General features: G+C 69.1%; 13 protein-coding genes. 7 read left to right on the forward strand and 6 right to left on the reverse strand.

Annotated elements, in window-relative coordinates:
* Entirely contained in the window at positions 1-702 is a 702-nt protein-coding gene (locus tag AAC997_RS14480) for a BglII/BstYI family type II restriction endonuclease (RefSeq protein ID WP_340646406.1), read from the forward strand.
* Between the two features lie 234 nt (positions 703-936).
* The gene (locus AAC997_RS14485) at positions 937-2,229 is read left to right on the forward strand and encodes an MFS transporter (RefSeq protein ID WP_340646407.1); all 1,293 of its coding nucleotides are present in this window, start codon (positions 937-939) and stop codon (positions 2,227-2,229) included.
* A gap of 63 nt (positions 2,230-2,292) precedes the next feature.
* On the opposite strand, the gene AAC997_RS14490 is transcribed toward AAC997_RS14485, so the two are convergent.
* Positions 2,293-2,988, reverse strand: coding sequence for an HD domain-containing protein (locus AAC997_RS14490; RefSeq protein ID WP_340646408.1), 696 nt, complete (start codon positions 2,986-2,988; stop codon positions 2,293-2,295).
* 196 nt (positions 2,989-3,184) lie between these two features.
* Here AAC997_RS14490 and AAC997_RS14495 point away from each other — a divergent pair, with 196 nt between their 5' ends.
* Complete coding sequence (locus tag AAC997_RS14495; RefSeq protein WP_340646409.1) at positions 3,185-4,852, forward strand: class I adenylate-forming enzyme family protein; 1,668 nt, start codon at positions 3,185-3,187, stop codon at positions 4,850-4,852.
* A gap of 22 nt (positions 4,853-4,874) precedes the next feature.
* Here AAC997_RS14495 and AAC997_RS14500 read toward each other — a convergent pair whose 3' ends face one another.
* The 3 genes from AAC997_RS14500 to AAC997_RS14510 form a co-directional block, all read right to left on the reverse strand.
* On the reverse strand, positions 4,875-6,122 hold the full coding sequence (locus AAC997_RS14500) for an MFS transporter (protein ID WP_340646410.1): 1,248 nt from the start codon (positions 6,120-6,122) through the stop codon (positions 4,875-4,877).
* Positions 6,123-6,184: 62 nt separating this feature from the next.
* Positions 6,185-7,513 carry a PepSY-associated TM helix domain-containing protein gene (locus AAC997_RS14505; protein ID WP_340646411.1) on the reverse strand — a complete coding sequence of 443 codons (1,329 nt, stop codon included), beginning with the start codon at positions 7,511-7,513 and terminating at the stop codon, positions 6,185-6,187.
* Positions 7,514-7,524: 11 nt separating this feature from the next.
* Complete coding sequence (locus AAC997_RS14510) at positions 7,525-9,615, reverse strand: TonB-dependent siderophore receptor (protein ID WP_340646412.1); 2,091 nt, start codon at positions 9,613-9,615, stop codon at positions 7,525-7,527.
* Positions 9,616-9,851: 236 nt separating this feature from the next.
* Between AAC997_RS14510 and AAC997_RS14515 the strand changes: the two genes are divergently transcribed.
* Genes AAC997_RS14515 through AAC997_RS14525 form a run of 3 tightly spaced genes read left to right on the forward strand, consistent with a single transcriptional unit; the run spans position 9,852 to position 12,347 of the window.
* On the forward strand, positions 9,852-10,526 hold the full coding sequence (locus tag AAC997_RS14515) for a hypothetical protein (RefSeq protein WP_340646413.1): 675 nt from the start codon (positions 9,852-9,854) through the stop codon (positions 10,524-10,526).
* A gap of 7 nt (positions 10,527-10,533) precedes the next feature.
* Entirely contained in the window at positions 10,534-11,754 is a 1,221-nt protein-coding gene (locus AAC997_RS14520; protein ID WP_340646414.1) for a M48 family metallopeptidase, read from the forward strand.
* A gap of 2 nt (positions 11,755-11,756) precedes the next feature.
* The gene (locus tag AAC997_RS14525) at positions 11,757-12,347 is read left to right on the forward strand and encodes a hypothetical protein (RefSeq protein WP_340646415.1); all 591 of its coding nucleotides are present in this window, start codon (positions 11,757-11,759) and stop codon (positions 12,345-12,347) included.
* A gap of 78 nt (positions 12,348-12,425) precedes the next feature.
* Here the strand turns inward: AAC997_RS14525 and AAC997_RS14530 are convergent, their stop codons facing one another.
* Positions 12,426-13,226 (reverse strand): DUF2306 domain-containing protein, encoded by an 801-nt coding sequence (locus tag AAC997_RS14530; protein WP_340646416.1) that lies wholly within the window; start codon positions 13,224-13,226, stop codon positions 12,426-12,428.
* A gap of 85 nt (positions 13,227-13,311) precedes the next feature.
* Here AAC997_RS14530 and AAC997_RS14535 point away from each other — a divergent pair, with 85 nt between their 5' ends.
* Positions 13,312-14,337, forward strand: a complete 1,026-nt coding sequence (locus tag AAC997_RS14535; protein ID WP_340646417.1) for an AraC family transcriptional regulator ligand-binding domain-containing protein — start codon at positions 13,312-13,314, stop codon at positions 14,335-14,337.
* A 51-nt stretch (positions 14,338-14,388) separates the two neighbouring features.
* Here the strand turns inward: AAC997_RS14535 and AAC997_RS14540 are convergent, their stop codons facing one another.
* Complete coding sequence (locus tag AAC997_RS14540) at positions 14,389-14,811, reverse strand: hypothetical protein (protein WP_340646418.1); 423 nt, start codon at positions 14,809-14,811, stop codon at positions 14,389-14,391.
* Positions 14,812-14,828: the final 17 nt, after the last annotated feature.

Here is a 14,828-nt window from a genome sequence, read left to right on the forward strand (position 1 = left end):
ATGGCGCTGCTCTCCGCCACCATCCCGATCGAGGAAATTATCGCGGGCGGCGGTGGGGAATCCCGTGGCACCCAGCGGTTCCGGCGTGCGCTCGCGGCCCTGGGTTGGCTGAAGACCACCTTCACCGTCGAGAAGCGGATCAACGGGGTGCCGAGGGAGAGCCAGTCCCACGAGGTCGACCATGTGCGCGACTATGAGGGCGGCCGGCGCATCGCCCTGGAGATCGAATGGAACAACAAGGATCCGTTCTACGATCGGGACCTTGAGAACTATAAGCGCCTGCACGCTGACGGCGCGATCTCGGTCGGGGTTATCGTCACTCGCGGCGCCAGCCTGCAAGGCAACATGCGCTCCCTGGTGCGGCGCTTCATGGACGACCGCGGAATCGACGACCTCTCGGCGCTAGTGGAATGGGGCTACCAGCCCACCCCCCGCCAGAAGGCCGCAATCGAGCAGCGGATCGAGCGATCCAAAGGAGCGCTGGGCTTCCGAGATGTGTTCGTCGACAAATTCGTGTCCGACAAGTTCGGCGAGGCGACGACCCATTGGCGCAAGCTCGAAGACCGGGTGCATCGTGGCGTCGGCAATCCTTGTCCACTGCTCTTGATCGGTTTGCCTGCCAGCATTGTGAGTTTCAGCGAGGGCAAAGCCGCGCTTCGCGAGGTCGAGGCCGCCGACGAAGAGGCGGAGGGCGAAGGTTAGGCGGGGTCTCTGGAGATTGGGTAGTAACGGTAACGGTGGGTAACGGTGACAGGGTCTCTGGGATAACGGTGACAGTGCATTCAATTACGCACTCACCAGGAGCCGTCGCGGGCCGCTGCCATTAAGTGCACCGATATTCCTGCGGCTTCCCCTGGGCGGGAAATGCGGTGACATAGCTGCGACGGTCGCCGAGTTCGGCGGTTTCTCACAGCCACCCGGGACAGCACAGCCGCCATGGCCATCGACACATCGCCGGGCGCGCCCGCCGCCGCCGCCGCCGCCGCGCCCACCGGGTTTTCCAGCTACCTGTTCACCCAGGGGGCCTGGTTCCTGGCCTTCGGGCTGCAGATGGTGCTGTTTCCCTATCTGGTGCGGGTGGTGCTGCAGGAGAACGAGATCCGTTTTGGTCTCGCCCAGATGTCGATGCAGGCGCCGACCGTGCTGTTGATCCTGCTGGGGGGCTTTGTGGCCGACCGCACCGATATCCGGCGCACGGTGCTGCTGGGCTGCGGCCTCTGCGCGGTGAGCTTCGCGGGGCTGGGGCTGTTTGTGGCGGGCGGTCGACTGACCTATGGCGCCCTGATCGCCTACGCCCTGATCATCGGGACCATCGGCGCCTTCGTGACCCCGGCGCGGGACGCGTTGCTGAGCCGTGTCGCGCCCGGCGACCTGCACCGGGGCGTGGCTTTCGCCTCCCTGGCGCAGTTCGGAGGCCAGATCCTGGGCATGGCCCTGGCCACGGCCGCGCCCCTGCTGGGCATTCCGGCGCTGCTGTTTGGACAGGCGGGCCTGATGGCCGCCGCGGCGGTCTCGGCCACCCGGATACGGCCCCGTCCTGGTGGTGAGCGCCGGATCCGGGCGACCGGCGTCCTGCGGTTCATGGCCGGGGAGATCGGCGGCGGTTTTCGCGCGGCGATCGCCTCGCCGGTGATCGGCCCGGTGATCCTGTGCAGCATCGGGATGGGCCTGTGTTTCATGGGCGCCTTTGCGGTGCTGCTGCCGCTGATCGTGCAGGATTACTTCCCCCCCGACCTGGTCGGTCCCGCGCGGACGCAGATCGCCACCGCCCTGGGGGTGTTCAGCCTGACCTTCTGGGTGGGGTCGATGATATCGGCCACCGTCCTGGTCCGGTTCGGGCACATCCGCCGCAAGGGCATGGCCTATCTGGCCTCGCTGCTGGTGGGCGCCGCCGTCCTGGTGTTGTGCAGCATTCCCATGCCGTTCTGGTTGCTGTGCGTCCTGAACTTCGTCTGGGGTCTGGGGGGCGGGGTGGCGATGACCCTGGGCCGCAGCCTGGTCCAGCAGTATGCGCCGCCGGACAAGGTGGCCCGCGTGCTCTCGATCTTCACCCTGGGCATGATGGGCGGGGCGCCCGCGGGGGCGGTGCTCTACGGCGTCCTGGCCCACGCCATCGGGCCCCATGCCTCCATCCTGTTTCCGGGGCTCGGGATGCTGGTGATCGTCGGCGCGGTCGCGGTCTTCTCCCGCCTGCGCCACCTGGACGAGGCCCATCCGGAGGCAGGGTGAGGGTCGAGACGACGTCGGCGGCGCCGGCGGGGCGTTTGCCTGGGCGCCCGCCTCGGCCGCCCGTCACCCGCTGAAGGGGGCGTCGGCGATGCGTTGCAGGACGCCCATGCGGGCCTGGGCGACGGCGATCCGGGAAGCCGGCTTGGTGTCGATCTGGATCTTCAGCAGGGCGGTGAGCAGGGCCTTGGTCCCTTCGCGGGGGTATTCGGCGACCACCTGCTGGATGAGGCGCGGTTCCAGCTGGTCGAGGCGGGCGCCGACCACGTCGCACAGGGCGCCCATGCAGAGATAGGCGACCTCCGGGCGGGGGTCGTTGGCGGTGTCCGGCGAGGTGTGGAGCTCGATGGCGGCGGCCACCTGCTGGGCGATGCGGGCGTAGCCTTGGGCGTTGAGGAAGCGCTCGGCTTCGCGGGCGCCGAGGGATTCGAACTCGTCGGGGCCGGCGAACAGCGGCTCAAGACCCAGGTCGTGGAACAGGGCGCCGACATAGAGCATCTCCAGGTCGGGCCTGGCGCCGGCCTTTTCGGCCAGGGCCTGGCCGAAGCGGAAGGTGCGCTTGCAGTGGCGCACCATGGTCAGGTTGGAGACCTCGGCCAGATAGGCCTCCGCCGCCCGGGCCGCCGGGGTGTCGGGCAGGGCGCCGTCGCGCGGGACGGTGGCGGCGCCGCCCATGGAGGCCGCGCCATTGGAGATGGTCAGGACGCCGGGGCGGGCGTGGCGATGGCAGGCGCATCGGCCCAGGGTGTGATGTGTGTTCATGCCGGAAAGATCGCCGGGCGCCGGCCGTCTCGGAAGTGGCGAAATCGACATTGTCCAGGGATATTTCGCCAGGTGTCCGGGTGGGGTCCCCGCGTCGTCCCCGACCGCGGCGGCTGGACATCCCGCCCGAATTCTGGCGCTTACGCCCCGTCAGCCCGGCGCAAGTCCGGGCGCGCAGTTTGGGGATTTGAGACACGTGAACAGGATTGAGGCGCTGGCGCAGCTGACCGGCGAGGGCTTGCCCTATGAGCTGGTGGAGACCGAGGCCCTGGGGCGGCGCGTGCGGGCGTTCAGGAATGCGCCCGTGAACCTGCGCGCCCTGTTCGAGGCGGGCCGCAGCGACCTGCCGTTCATCGTCTACGAGGACGAGCGGCTGAGCTTTGAGGCGGCCTGGGCGCGGTCTCAGCGGCTGGCGGCGGTGATGGTCGCCGACTATGGCGTGGCCAAGGGCGACCGGGTCGCGATCTCCATGCGCAACTATCCCGAATGGATTCTCGGCTTCATGGCGGCCACCTCCATCGGGGCGATCGCGGTGGCGATGAACGCGCTGTGGCAGCCGCACGAGATGGAATACGGGCTGAAGGATAGCGGCGCCAAGCTGCTGCTGGCCGACCAGGAGCGCCTGGACCGCCTGGCCGCCTGCGAGGACGCGCCCGCCGGGCTTTCGGTCATCGCGGTGCGGGCCACCAAGCCGCTGGCGGCGGGCGTGCGGAGCTATGACGAGGTGATGGCCGGGGCGGGCGACGCCGCGCCGCCGGAGCGCGCGGTCGGGCCCGACGACGACGCCATCATGCTCTACACCTCCGGCTCGACGGGGCATCCGAAGGGGGCGGTCTCGACCCACCGCAACATCCTCTCGGCGCTGCTGTCGTGGGAGCTGGACGCCCAGGCCGGGATGCTGGCCGGGTTCGCGCCCGTGGTGGGCGGACCGCAGCCGGCGGCGCTGCTGTCGATCCCGCTGTTCCACGTCTCGGGCCTGCACGTCAGCCTGCTGCAGAGCTTCCGGGCCCAGCGGCGGCTAGTCTGCATGTACAAGTGGGACCCGGCCCAGGCTGTCGAGATCATCGAGCGCGAGCACATCACCGGCTTCAACGGCCCGCCGGCGGTGACCGGCGACCTGGTGGAGATCGCAAGGCGCGAGGGCCGCGACCTGAGCTCGCTGATCGCCGTGGGCGGCGGCGGGGCGTCGCGCGCCCCGGAACAGGTGCGGGCCATCGACAAGGCCTTCCCCAACGCCGCCCCCAACACCGGCTGGGGCATGACCGAGACCAACGCCATCGGCACCAGCATCGCCGGCGCCGACTACCTGGCCCATCCGGCCAGCTCGGGGCGGGTGTCCGGCGTGCTGGATATCCGCATCGTCGACGAGGCGGGCGTGGCCCAGCCGGCGGGTACCCGGGGCGAGCTGCAGATCCGTGGCGCCTCGATCATGCGCGGCTACTGGAACCGCCCCGACGCCAACGCCGACACCTTCGTGGACGGCTGGATGCGCACCGGGGACGTGGCCTATGTGGACGACGAGGGCTTCGTCTACATCGTCGACCGCATCAAGGACCTGGTGATCCGGGGTGGGGAGAACATCGGCTGCGGGTCGGTGGAGGCGGCGTTGCTGGAGCACCCGGAGGTGATCGAGGCCAGCGTCTACGGCGTGCCCGATGAGCGGCTGGGCGAGGAGGTGGGGGCCACGATCTATGCGCGCGCGCCCATCGACGAGGCCGAGCTGCGGGAATTCCTGGGGCCGCGTTTGGCGCGGTTCGAGATCCCCAGGTTTTTCCATTTCGCCAGCGAACCCTTGCCGCGCATCGCGTCTGGGAAGATCCTGAAGCGGCAACTCCGGGACGAGGCGGCGGTGCGCTGGGGGTGAGCCTTGATCGAGGTGAGCCAGCCTAAGCGGTGTCCCCGTGCCTTGCGGTCCGGAAGGGGCTGGCGGCGAGATAGAGGGTGACGGCGACGAAGCCCGCGATGGCGATCCAGAGGGTGGGCCGGTAGCCGATGGTGTCGGCCAGCCAGCCGCCCAGCGGCGCCCCCACGACGATCATGGCGCGGTTGATCGAACGCATGGTGGTGTTCATGCGGGCCTGCAGGACATCGGGTGTGACGGCCTGGCGGTAGCCCATCTCGTTGGCGTTCGACGCGCCCATGGCCAGGCCGTAGAGGCCTTGGCCGACCGCCAGGGCCACCAGGGTCCAGACGCCGGCGGCCGGAGCGAGGGCGATGACCGCCCAGGCCCCCGGCATCAGCGCGCGGCAGGCGATGACCGCCCAGCCGGCGCCCCAGGCCCGACCGATGCGGGCGGCCAGCAGGCTGCCGACGAAGCCGGTCACCCCAGCGGCGGCCAGTGCGACGCCGAGCTGGAAGGGCGTGAACTTCAGCTCCAGCAGGACGAAGGGGACGAAGACCGTCACCAGCATGGAATTGAACAGGAACCAGCCGTGGGTTCCCACCGCGAAGGGGGCCAGCACGCGGTGGCGGTAGACAAAGGCCAGGCCCTCGCCGATCTCCCGGCGCAGATGCGGACGCGGTGCGGCGGCGTCGCGGCGGGGCTCCTCCACCGGAATGCGGGCGATCACCAGGGCCGAGAACAGGTAGGAGGCGGCGTCCACCAGGACGGCGATGGGGGCGCCCACCGCGCTGACCAGGGCGCCGGCCACCGCCGGGCCGGAGGTCTGGGCGACGGTGGCGCCCTGATCGAGGCGCGCATTGGCGGCCAGTAGCTGGGGGGCGGGAACCAGGCGCGGGACGAAGGACTGCGAGGCCGCGTCGTTCAGCAGGGTCAGCACCCCGAAGAGGGCGACGAACAGCATCAGCAGCGGCAGGCTGAGCGCGCCCATCCACCACAGCGCCGGGATCGCGATCAGCAGCAGGGCGCGGCCGAGGTCGGTCCCCACCAGCAGCGGCTTTCGCCGCCAGCGATCCACGAGGGCGCCGACCACCAGACCCAGCACCAGGTAGGGCGCCCAGCGCGAGGCGTTCAGCAGGCCGACATCGGTGGCGCCGCCCTGCAGGGTGACCACGACCATCACCTGGAGGGCCAGGGTGGTGATGTAGGTTCCGAACTCCGAGACGGTCTCGGCGCTCCAGAAGGCGAGGTAGCCCGGCAGGCGGAAGACGTCGCGGGACTTCGTACCGTTCATGCCGCCGCCGCTCCCCAAGACGCGAGGGGCAGCTTAGTGCGGCCGGCGCCGACGTCGAGGGTCTAGGCGGCGGCCCTGAGCCCACGCCGCTTCACCCGTCCCGCGCGCTTGCGTTGCCAGATCACCACGCCGGTGACGCTGAGCGCGGCCACCACGAGGCCGGTGATGGAGATCAGGATGCGGCCGGGCAGGCCCAGGATGCGGCCCGAGTGCAGGGGGAACTGGGCCTGGAGGAAGATGTCGGCGGCAGTTCCGACCCAGGGCTCGCGCTGGCCCAGGAAGGCGCCGGTCGCGCCGTCGTAATAGAGATAGGGCGGGCCGACGCCGCCGGCGCCATGATCGCCGCCCGGCTCATGGAAGGCGACTCCGTAGATGCCGAAGTCGGGGCTGTAGAAGACCCCGCCGGCCGGGTCGTCCCAGCCGCGCGACCTGGCGTCGGTCGAGGCGGTGGTCAGGATCTGCTGATAGCTGCGGGCCGGGATGATCGGGCTGTCGTGGTCCACCGGCTTGCGTAGGTCGAAGGGGCCAGGCGTCACCTGGCTGACCTTGGACATCACCGGATAGAAGACCTCGGAATAGAGGTTCAGGGAGAAGGCGGTGAAGGCCACCGTGAACAGCACGCCCCACAGCCACAGGCCGAAGGCGCGGTGGATATCGAAGTTGATGCGGTAGGCGCTGGCCGAGGTCTTGATCAGCCAGGCCGGCTTCCAGCGTGCCCAGAAGCCGCGACCGGCCTTGGCCGCCTCGGTGGCCTTCCGGCGCGGCGGAAGGGTCAGGTAGAAGCCGACGAAGCAGTCGATCGTCCAGAGGATGGCGATCCCGCCCAGCAGCCACAGGCCCCACCTGTCGATGCCCCAGAACTCCGGGATGTGGAGGGTGTAGTGCAGGACGTAGAGGAAGGAGACGAAGGTCTCGCTGGTGATCGGCCAGACCGCGCCCCATTCTCGCCGGCCCTGCTCGGCGCCGGTGACCGGGTCGACGAAGACCTGGTTGTAGCCAGGCTCGAACAGCTTCCGCGTGGCCGGATTCTGACGGGGCGAGACCCCGAAGGCGAAGGTCCCGCCGGGCTCGGGCGCCAGGGGAACGAAGGTGACCTGAACCCGCGGGTCGCGCGCTTCGATGGCCTTGGCCAGGTCCAGGGCGGGCAGGGCGGTCCCGGTCTTGGAGGTCGCGTACATCAGGTGGGGGTTGAGCAGGTCGTCCAGCTCGTGGTCCCAGGAGATAACCGCCCCGGTGACGCCGGAGATGAACAGGAAGCCCGCGATAATCAGACCTACCCAGCGGTGAACCCAGGTCAGGGCCGGGCGCAGGGCCGGCGGGGCGATCCGCGCCGTTCCCCACGCGGGCGCGGCGGCGGTGGCGATCTCGGAATCCGGCGTGCGCGCGTCCATCGGGCTGACCTCTAGAAGCTGTAGTCGAGGCGCAGGGACACGCTGCGCGGGGCGGCGTAGTAGGACTGGTTCCACTGCAGGCTGGTGAGGTGCTTCCTGTCGGCGGCGTTCTTGATGTTGAGCGTGGCGCGCATCTGGTCGGTGACGTCGACCCCGGCCACCAGGTCCACCAGCCCGTAGGCCTTCTGCTCGATCAGCACGATGTCCCGCACCGAGACCTCATCCTGCCAGCGCACGGCGGCCCCCAGGGTCAGGTTGCGCAGCTCGGGGAAGGTGTAGGTGGTGGTGGCCTTGAAGGTCTTGCGCGGCACATAGGTGCGGGTGTCGGCGCCGGTGGCGTCCTCGATCTTCAGGTCGGTCCAGCCGGCGCTGAGCGTCCACTGGTCGGTCAGCGCGCCCGAGGCCTCCAGCTCGTAGCCGGTGACCGTGGTGTCGACCCCTTCATGGTAACTCTTGCCGTCCGGGAAGCTGCCGGCATAGGCGGCCAGGTTGGACTGCTCGGACCTGAAGATGGCGCCGGTCACGTACAGGCGGTGGTCGAACCAGTCGCTCTTCAGGCCGGCCTCGTAGGCCTTGCCGTGGGCGGGCGCCAGGGTGGCGTGGCTTACATCCACTTCGGACTGCGGATTGAAGATGTCGGTGTAGCTGGCATAGGCCGAGATATTGGGCGTCAGGTCCCAGACCACGCCGACATAGGGGCTGATCTCGGAGTCGTCGCGGTGCTGATCGGCGCCGTACGAGTAGCCCTTGGAGGTCAACTTCAGGGCGTTGAACCCGACCACGGCCTTGAGGCCGTCGGTGAGGTTGAGATGGGCGGCGGCGTAGACGCGGGCCAGGCGGTCGGTGGTTTCGGCGGCGACATAGGGGCCGGGATAGGTGGGCTGGGCCACCTGGACGCGGCCCCACTGTCCGACCGCCGGGAAGACGATGGTGTCGGTGGAGAAGTCTTCGATCTCCTTGCCGGTGGAGCGGGAGACCTGGCCGCCGACCACCAGGTCATGGGCGCGGCCAAGCAGCTCGAATGGGCCTGAGGCGTAGGCGTCGAGGATGTAGCTCTCGTACTGCGACGGATAGATGCCGCTCATGCCCGCCACGCCCAGGCCGGTGACCGGGTCCGGGGCGCCATAGGCGTAGAGCAGCCTGGCCTGCTCGTCGAAGCGCTTGTAGGTGGCGATCGTCTTGATCCGCGAGCCGTTGTCGAGCCGGTAGTCCAGTTCGCCGAAGGCGGTCTGGTCCTTGACGTTCCAATAGGTCCAGTCGGCCGAGGTGCTGGCCGCGTTGGGATAGTTCACCCGCGTCCCGTCCGAATAGGTGAGCGGCAGGGCGCCCCACAGCACGCCGCGCGACCGGTTGTCCTGCAGGGAATAGCCGGTGGTGGCGGTGAGCCTGGGGGTCACGTCCCAGGCCAGCATGCCCGAATAGACGTTCCGGTTGACGTGGTTGAAGTCGAGATAGGAGGCCTTGTCCTGGTTGGCGTAGATCAGCCGGCCGCGCACCGTTCCGCTGGCGTTCAGCGGGCCGCCGACGTCGGCCTCCAGGCGGTGGTCCTCCCAGGCGCCGACCTGCAGGGCGCCGCCCGCCTGGAAGGCGGCGGTGGGGCGCTTGCGCACATAGTTGACGGTGGCCGAGGGATTGCCGGTTCCGGTCATCATGCTGTTGGCGCCGCGCACCGTCTCGACCCGCTCGAACAGCACGGTGTCCAGGTCGCCGAACTGGATGCCCCAGATCAGCGGCAGGCCGATGCCATCCACCTGGAAGTTGGTGATGTCGAAGCCGCGAGAGTTATAATAGGTGCGGTCGGTCTCGACCTTCTCGACATTGACCCCGGTGACCTGGGCCAGCAGGTCGTTGACGTTGGTCAGACCGAAGTCGCGGATGCGGTCCTGGTTGATGACGGTCACCGACTGCGGGGTTTCCTTCAGGCTCATATCCAGGCCGGTGACCGCCGAGGTGCGGGTGCGCGCGCCGGTGACCACCAGGGCTTCAACCTGCGTGCCGCCGGCGGCTGCCGCGGCGTCGTCATCGGCCCAGGCTGAGCCGCCAGTCGAGAAGGCCGCGAGGGCGGCGCCAGCCAGCAGCAGGGCGCGGGTGGAGGAGGTCATGGCAGGTCTTTCTTGCAAACGATAACGAGTCGCAAGAGCAAGTACCCAGGGCGGTACGGCGTGTCAAATCACGCTGCGGAGCCGTATCGGGTGAAGCGCTGGTTTGGCGCTGCGGCTGTTCGGGGAGGAAGTTATGCAGGCGGCGGTCGAGGCGCTATCGACAGGCGCCGAGATAAGCGTCTAGGTTGCGTCAGCGGCAAGTGCGTCGCTCGTAAAACGCCGGGGGGCTTCATTCAATGAGACGCGTTTTGGCGGCCATGGCCGCTTGCCTGTTCCTGGCCGCCTGCACCACCACCAGCACACAGCTCGCGGTAAAGGATGGACCCAAGCCGGCGGCCGGCGCGCGGATCATCCTGATCCAGCCCGATGTGCATCTGGCTGTCCTGACCGCGTCAGGTCTTCAGGATCCTCGCGCGGACTGGAGCCAGCAGGGCAAGGACAACCTCACCGCCGAGATGTCGTCGTCGTTGCAGGCGCGCGCTCACCAGTTTCGGATGATCAATCCGGAAGGCGCGATGGAGGGCCGGACCGGCCAACTTCTGCGGCTCAACGAGGCTGTCACGAAGTCCATCCCCTATGGCTACATCCCCACCAAGAAGGGGTCGTTCGACTGGACGATCGGCGACGGGGCTCAGGCGCTGGGAAGCGCCTATGACGCCGACTACGCCTTGTTCGTCACCGCGCGTGGAAGTTACGCCAGCGGTGGGCGCGTGGTGGCCATGATCGGCTTCGCGGCCCTGGGGGTCAGCGTGCCGCTTGGAAACCAGTACGCCATGGCGTCGCTGGTGGACCTCAGGACAGGGCGCATCGTCTGGTACAATACCGCGCTGGCCGGCCCGAACGCCGACATGCGGCAGCCGCAGGGCGCCAAGAGCCTTGTCGCGGCCATGCTGAAGGACGCGCCGCTCTGAGCGGCCCATGCGAACCCTGATCCTCGCCGCCGTAGCAAGCCTGGTTCTGTGCGCGCCCGCCCAGGCGCAGCGGTTGGCCGGCGTTCGACCTGATGTCGCCAGCGACGAGGGTGGGCTGTGGGCGGTGTCGGACAAGACCGAAGGTTCGGCCCGACAGTCGGCCGAGTTGGACCGCGATCCGGCGCTCAACGCCTATGTGCGCGATGTGGCGTGCAAGGTGGCGCGTGACCACTGCGCCGACATTCGGGTCTATGTCATGGACCGGCCGTTCTTCAACGCCACCATGGCCCCTAACGGCTATACGGAGGTCTGGTCGGGCACCCTCCTGAGGGCCGCCGACGAGGCCCAACTCGCCTTCGTTCTGGGCCACGAGGTCAGCCACTTCGACCGCAATCATTCCTTGCTTTCCTGGCGCCGCAAGAAGTCGACCTCCAACGCCATGATGGTGCTCTCGGCGGGCGTGGCTGTGGTTGGTGTCGCAGCCGCCAGCAGCGCGACGACCTATGACGGGGCGAGCTCAATCCTGGACGCGACCCGTAGCCTGATCGACGTTGTCTACCTCACCGGGATGGCGTCGCTGTTCGCGTACGGTCGCGAGAACGAGTCGGAGGCTGATCGTCTGGGCCTCGACCGGGCGGCGCATGCCGGGTACGCCCCGAGCGCCGGGACGGAGCTTTGGCGAGCGCAGATGGGGGAGACCCAGGCCTCGGACTTCAAGCGGGTCCGCACCTCTGGGACCCGCACCAACATCTTCGCCAGCCACCCCTTGGACGCCGAGCGGATCGCGGCGCTGCAGGAAAATCTCAAGTCCCTGCCCAACACGGGAGAGACGGGCAGGGCGCGGCACCGCGCCGCGATACGGCCGCACCTCGCCACATGGCTGCGTGACGACCTGCGCCGCCGCGACTTCGGCCAGACCCTGCACCTGATCGGCCGGCTGGCCGCCGATGGAGAGGACCTCGGGGTGTTGAACTTCTATCGCGGCGAGGCCCATCGGCAGCGGCGCGGGGAGGGGGATCTCACCTCGGCGCGAGATGCCTATCTGGCAGCCGCAGCCTACCCCGATGCGCCGGTCGCGGTCTGGCGCGAGCTTGGTGACCTGCGGCGCAAGGCGAGCGACGCGGCGGGCGCCAAGGCCGCTTACGAAACCTATCTCGCCAAGGCGTCCACCGCTGAGGACGCCTGGATCGTGCAAGACAGCCTGAACAGCCTGACATCGGGGAAATGACCATGCGTCTCGGAACTCGGCCCCTGGCCGCCGCGCTCGTCGCGCTTGTCGTCACAGGCTGCGCGAGCGTGACCGCCGCGCCGGCCGGCCCCTTCAAGGCCGGCGGCGGGCAGGAAGTGACCCTTGGCCGGATGTGGTCGGACATCAGTCCCATCATGGTCAGCCGGGGCAAGAAGGTCCGGGTGCTGTCGATCGACGGCCCGGTGCTCAACGCCCTCTATGTGGGCAGCGGCCTGGTCCCCGGTGACAACCTCATCCGCTCCTATGTGAAGGAGCATCCGACCCCGCTGGTGCGGGCCGGGATGTCGACCAGTGAGCGGCTGGAGTTCATGTCCGACAGCATCGCGGCCATGGGCTACCAGCGGGTCGACCTGAACCATCTCCGCGCGGCCAAGTTGGGGGCGGCCCCCGGAGTCCGCTTCGACTTGGACGCCGCCACCAGTGAAGGTCTGGAGATCAAGGGCACGGGGGTGGTGGCCGAGGTTTCGGGCAAGCTCTACCTGATGCTCTATCTGGCGCCGGCGGAGCACTATTTCCAGGCCAGCTTGCCGGAGGTGGAATCGATCCTGGCCTCCGCACGGATCAGCGGCTAGCCGCCACCGCCTTGGCGAGCGCCAGGGGCAGGAAGACGGGCGGCGGCGGTCGAGCATGTGGCCATCGCGGTGAAGGCGCTAGAAGCGTGGCAGCCACATCCCCATCACCACCAGGAGGACGCCCGCGGCGGTCGCCAGACTAAGAACGAGCATAAGCGCGGCCATGGCGCCCTTGGCGCGCGCGCCGCTCCGCGCGCCGGCGGCGAGGTAGAGCTCCAGGACCGCCAGCGGCAGGAGCACATGGGCGAAGGCCAGGAAGATGTCGAAGGGTCCGTCGAAGGCCGCGGTGTGCCCCACCGGCGCCCGGTGGACGGCGAACCACAGCATCATGCCCAGGCGGTAGAACCAGACGGCGTTGATCACCACGAAGAGGCGCAGGGCCCAGCGGCGGTGGCTGATGAAGGCGCGAGCCCGCGCCCTGCGCCAGGCCAGGGTGGCGAAGGTCACCACCAGGGCGGCGTTGAGGGCGTTGCCGATGGTCATATAGGTCCCGGCCACGGCGCCGCGGGTGAGGGCGATGAAGAGGCCGCTCGCGGCCGCCACGACCGCAGCGACGACGAAGAGGCGTCCATTCCACCGGTGCAGCCAAGGCGCGCGGGCGCGGACCTGGGGAACCAGTTGCAGCGCCCCGCCGATGGTGACGATGAAAGCCAAGGTGAGGTGGGCGCCCAGGGCCAGGTTTCCCCTCAGGTCGCCGGCGACATAGCCGTGGCCGTCCGGAAGCACCCGGTTCCACCGGCTGAGGTCGCCCCCGAGCAGGCCCACGCCATAGAGGGCGGCGATGTAGATTCCAAAGGCCCAGAGACCGGCTGCCGCGACCCCGTACCAGAGCACCGCAGAGGCCCGCAGCAGCCGTTCGGCTTTCGGCGCGGTGGACATGACTCTACTCTCCCGGTCGCGACGAATTCCCTGGTGGAATCTAGGCTGGCGCGCCGCAGCGTCGATGACCGCAGGAGCCAGACTTGTGACCGCAGGGATCAACCGTACCGACCGGCCCACCGTCTCGGCGGGCTACGCCCAGGCCCTGCTGGACTTCGCGGTGGCGCAGGGGGCCGGGCGGGCGGAGCTGCTGGCGCGGTCGGGGATCGCGCCGGAGGTGCTGAGCGACCGGGACAACCGCGTGCCATTGGCGAACTACGTCGCCCTTATGCGGTCGGCCAAGGTGATCTGTGACGTCCCCGACCTGGGTCTGCGGTTCGGCGCGGGCACCAACTTCGAGGAGGTGTCGCTGGTGGGGCTGATCTGCCGCGCCGCCGGCACCATGGGCGAGGCGTTGCAGCAGTTGAACCGCTACCGGCGGCTGATCGCCGAGGTGGACCTGGGGGGCGGGGAGCGGTTCGAACTCGTCTCGCGGGACGGCGACCTGTGGCTGGAGGACCGGCGGCCCGACCCGAACGCCTTCCCCGAGCTTACCGAGGAGACCTTCGCCCGCTTCGTGTGCGAGGTGGCGCGCAGCTACGGGGACGTCGCCTTCGTGACCGCGGTGGAGGTGACCCATGCCCGGCCCGACCACGCCGCCGCCTACGCGGCGGTGCTCAAGGCTCCCGTGGTGTTCGGCGCGGCGCGCAACGCCCTGCGGATCGAGCCCTCCTGGCTGTCGCTGAAGACCCACGGCGCCAACCAGTATGTGTTCGGCATCTTCAATGACCGGGCCGACGCCTTGCTGGCGAGGCTGGAGGCCGCGCGCACGGTGCGCGGGGAGGTGGAGCGCCTGCTGATGCCGCGCCTCCACCTGGGGGCCGCGAGCATGGCGGTCACGGCCGGGATGATGAACCTCAGTCGCCCAACTCTCTATCGCCGGCTGAAGGCCGAGGGGGTGAGTTTTGACCAGGTGCTGGACGAGCTGCGCCGCGAATTGGCCAAGACCTACCTCGCCCGGCTGTCGGTGAACGAGACGGCGTATCTGCTGGGCTTTTCCGACCGCAGTGCTTTCTCACGGGCCTTCAAGCGGTGGACCGGCCAGGGGCCGCGCGGCTGGAAGGACGCGTAGCGCCGGGACGCCGCCCCGGTTCGTTACGGCCCGGCTGGACGGGGAAGCGTCCTATGTCTTCCGGAGCACGCCGCTCGCCAGCAAGGGAAGCAGAAGGCCCGCCAGCAGCAGGGTGTTGGGGACCGCGTTGAGGCCAAAGCCGGTGGCGATGGAGAGCCCGCTGTCGATCACGTACCAGGCCGCGGCGCTGATCATCACCCCCCGCCAGGTCGCGCCGCCCTGCGCGCCCAGCTTGTGGGCGGCGTCGAAGGTCACCAGCAGGGTGATGGCCCAGCCCAGGGTGACGGCGCCCATCAGGGCGATGGCGAACCGCATCGGAGGATCGAGGACCAGATCCTCGGGGCCCTTCAGCAATCCGAACAGCAGGCGGGTCGGACCGTCGGTGGCCTCGAGCCCCGCGCCGGCCAGGACCAGGCCGAACAGGGCGACCGCCCAGCCCCAGACCGTCAACCAGTTGCGCCAGAACGCCGACATGGATTTTCCTCCCGTTT

It is taken from the genome of Phenylobacterium sp., assembly GCF_037968635.1.
GTDB lineage: Bacteria > Pseudomonadota > Alphaproteobacteria > Caulobacterales > Caulobacteraceae > Phenylobacterium.

Bases quoted from the DNA above. Each gene is read 5' to 3' on its own strand.
- AAC997_RS14480 (WP_340646406.1), top strand. From the start codon at position 1: ATGGCGCTGCTCTCCGCCACCATCCCGATCGAGGAAATTATCGCGGGC.
- AAC997_RS14485 (WP_340646407.1), top strand. From the start codon at position 937: ATGGCCATCGACACATCGCCGGGCGCGCCCGCCGCCGCCGCCGCCGCC.
- AAC997_RS14490 (WP_340646408.1), bottom strand. From the start codon at position 2,988: ATGAACACACATCACACCCTGGGCCGATGCGCCTGCCATCGCCACGCC.
- AAC997_RS14500 (WP_340646410.1), bottom strand. From the start codon at position 6,122: ATGAACGGTACGAAGTCCCGCGACGTCTTCCGCCTGCCGGGCTACCTC.
- AAC997_RS14505 (WP_340646411.1), bottom strand. From the start codon at position 7,513: ATGGACGCGCGCACGCCGGATTCCGAGATCGCCACCGCCGCCGCGCCC.
- AAC997_RS14510 (WP_340646412.1), bottom strand. From the start codon at position 9,615: ATGACCTCCTCCACCCGCGCCCTGCTGCTGGCTGGCGCCGCCCTCGCG.
- AAC997_RS14515 (WP_340646413.1), top strand. From the start codon at position 9,852: ATGAGACGCGTTTTGGCGGCCATGGCCGCTTGCCTGTTCCTGGCCGCC.
- AAC997_RS14520 (WP_340646414.1), top strand. From the start codon at position 10,534: ATGCGAACCCTGATCCTCGCCGCCGTAGCAAGCCTGGTTCTGTGCGCG.
- AAC997_RS14525 (WP_340646415.1), top strand. From the start codon at position 11,757: ATGCGTCTCGGAACTCGGCCCCTGGCCGCCGCGCTCGTCGCGCTTGTC.
- AAC997_RS14530 (WP_340646416.1), bottom strand. From the start codon at position 13,226: ATGTCCACCGCGCCGAAAGCCGAACGGCTGCTGCGGGCCTCTGCGGTG.
- AAC997_RS14540 (WP_340646418.1), bottom strand. From the start codon at position 14,811: ATGTCGGCGTTCTGGCGCAACTGGTTGACGGTCTGGGGCTGGGCGGTC.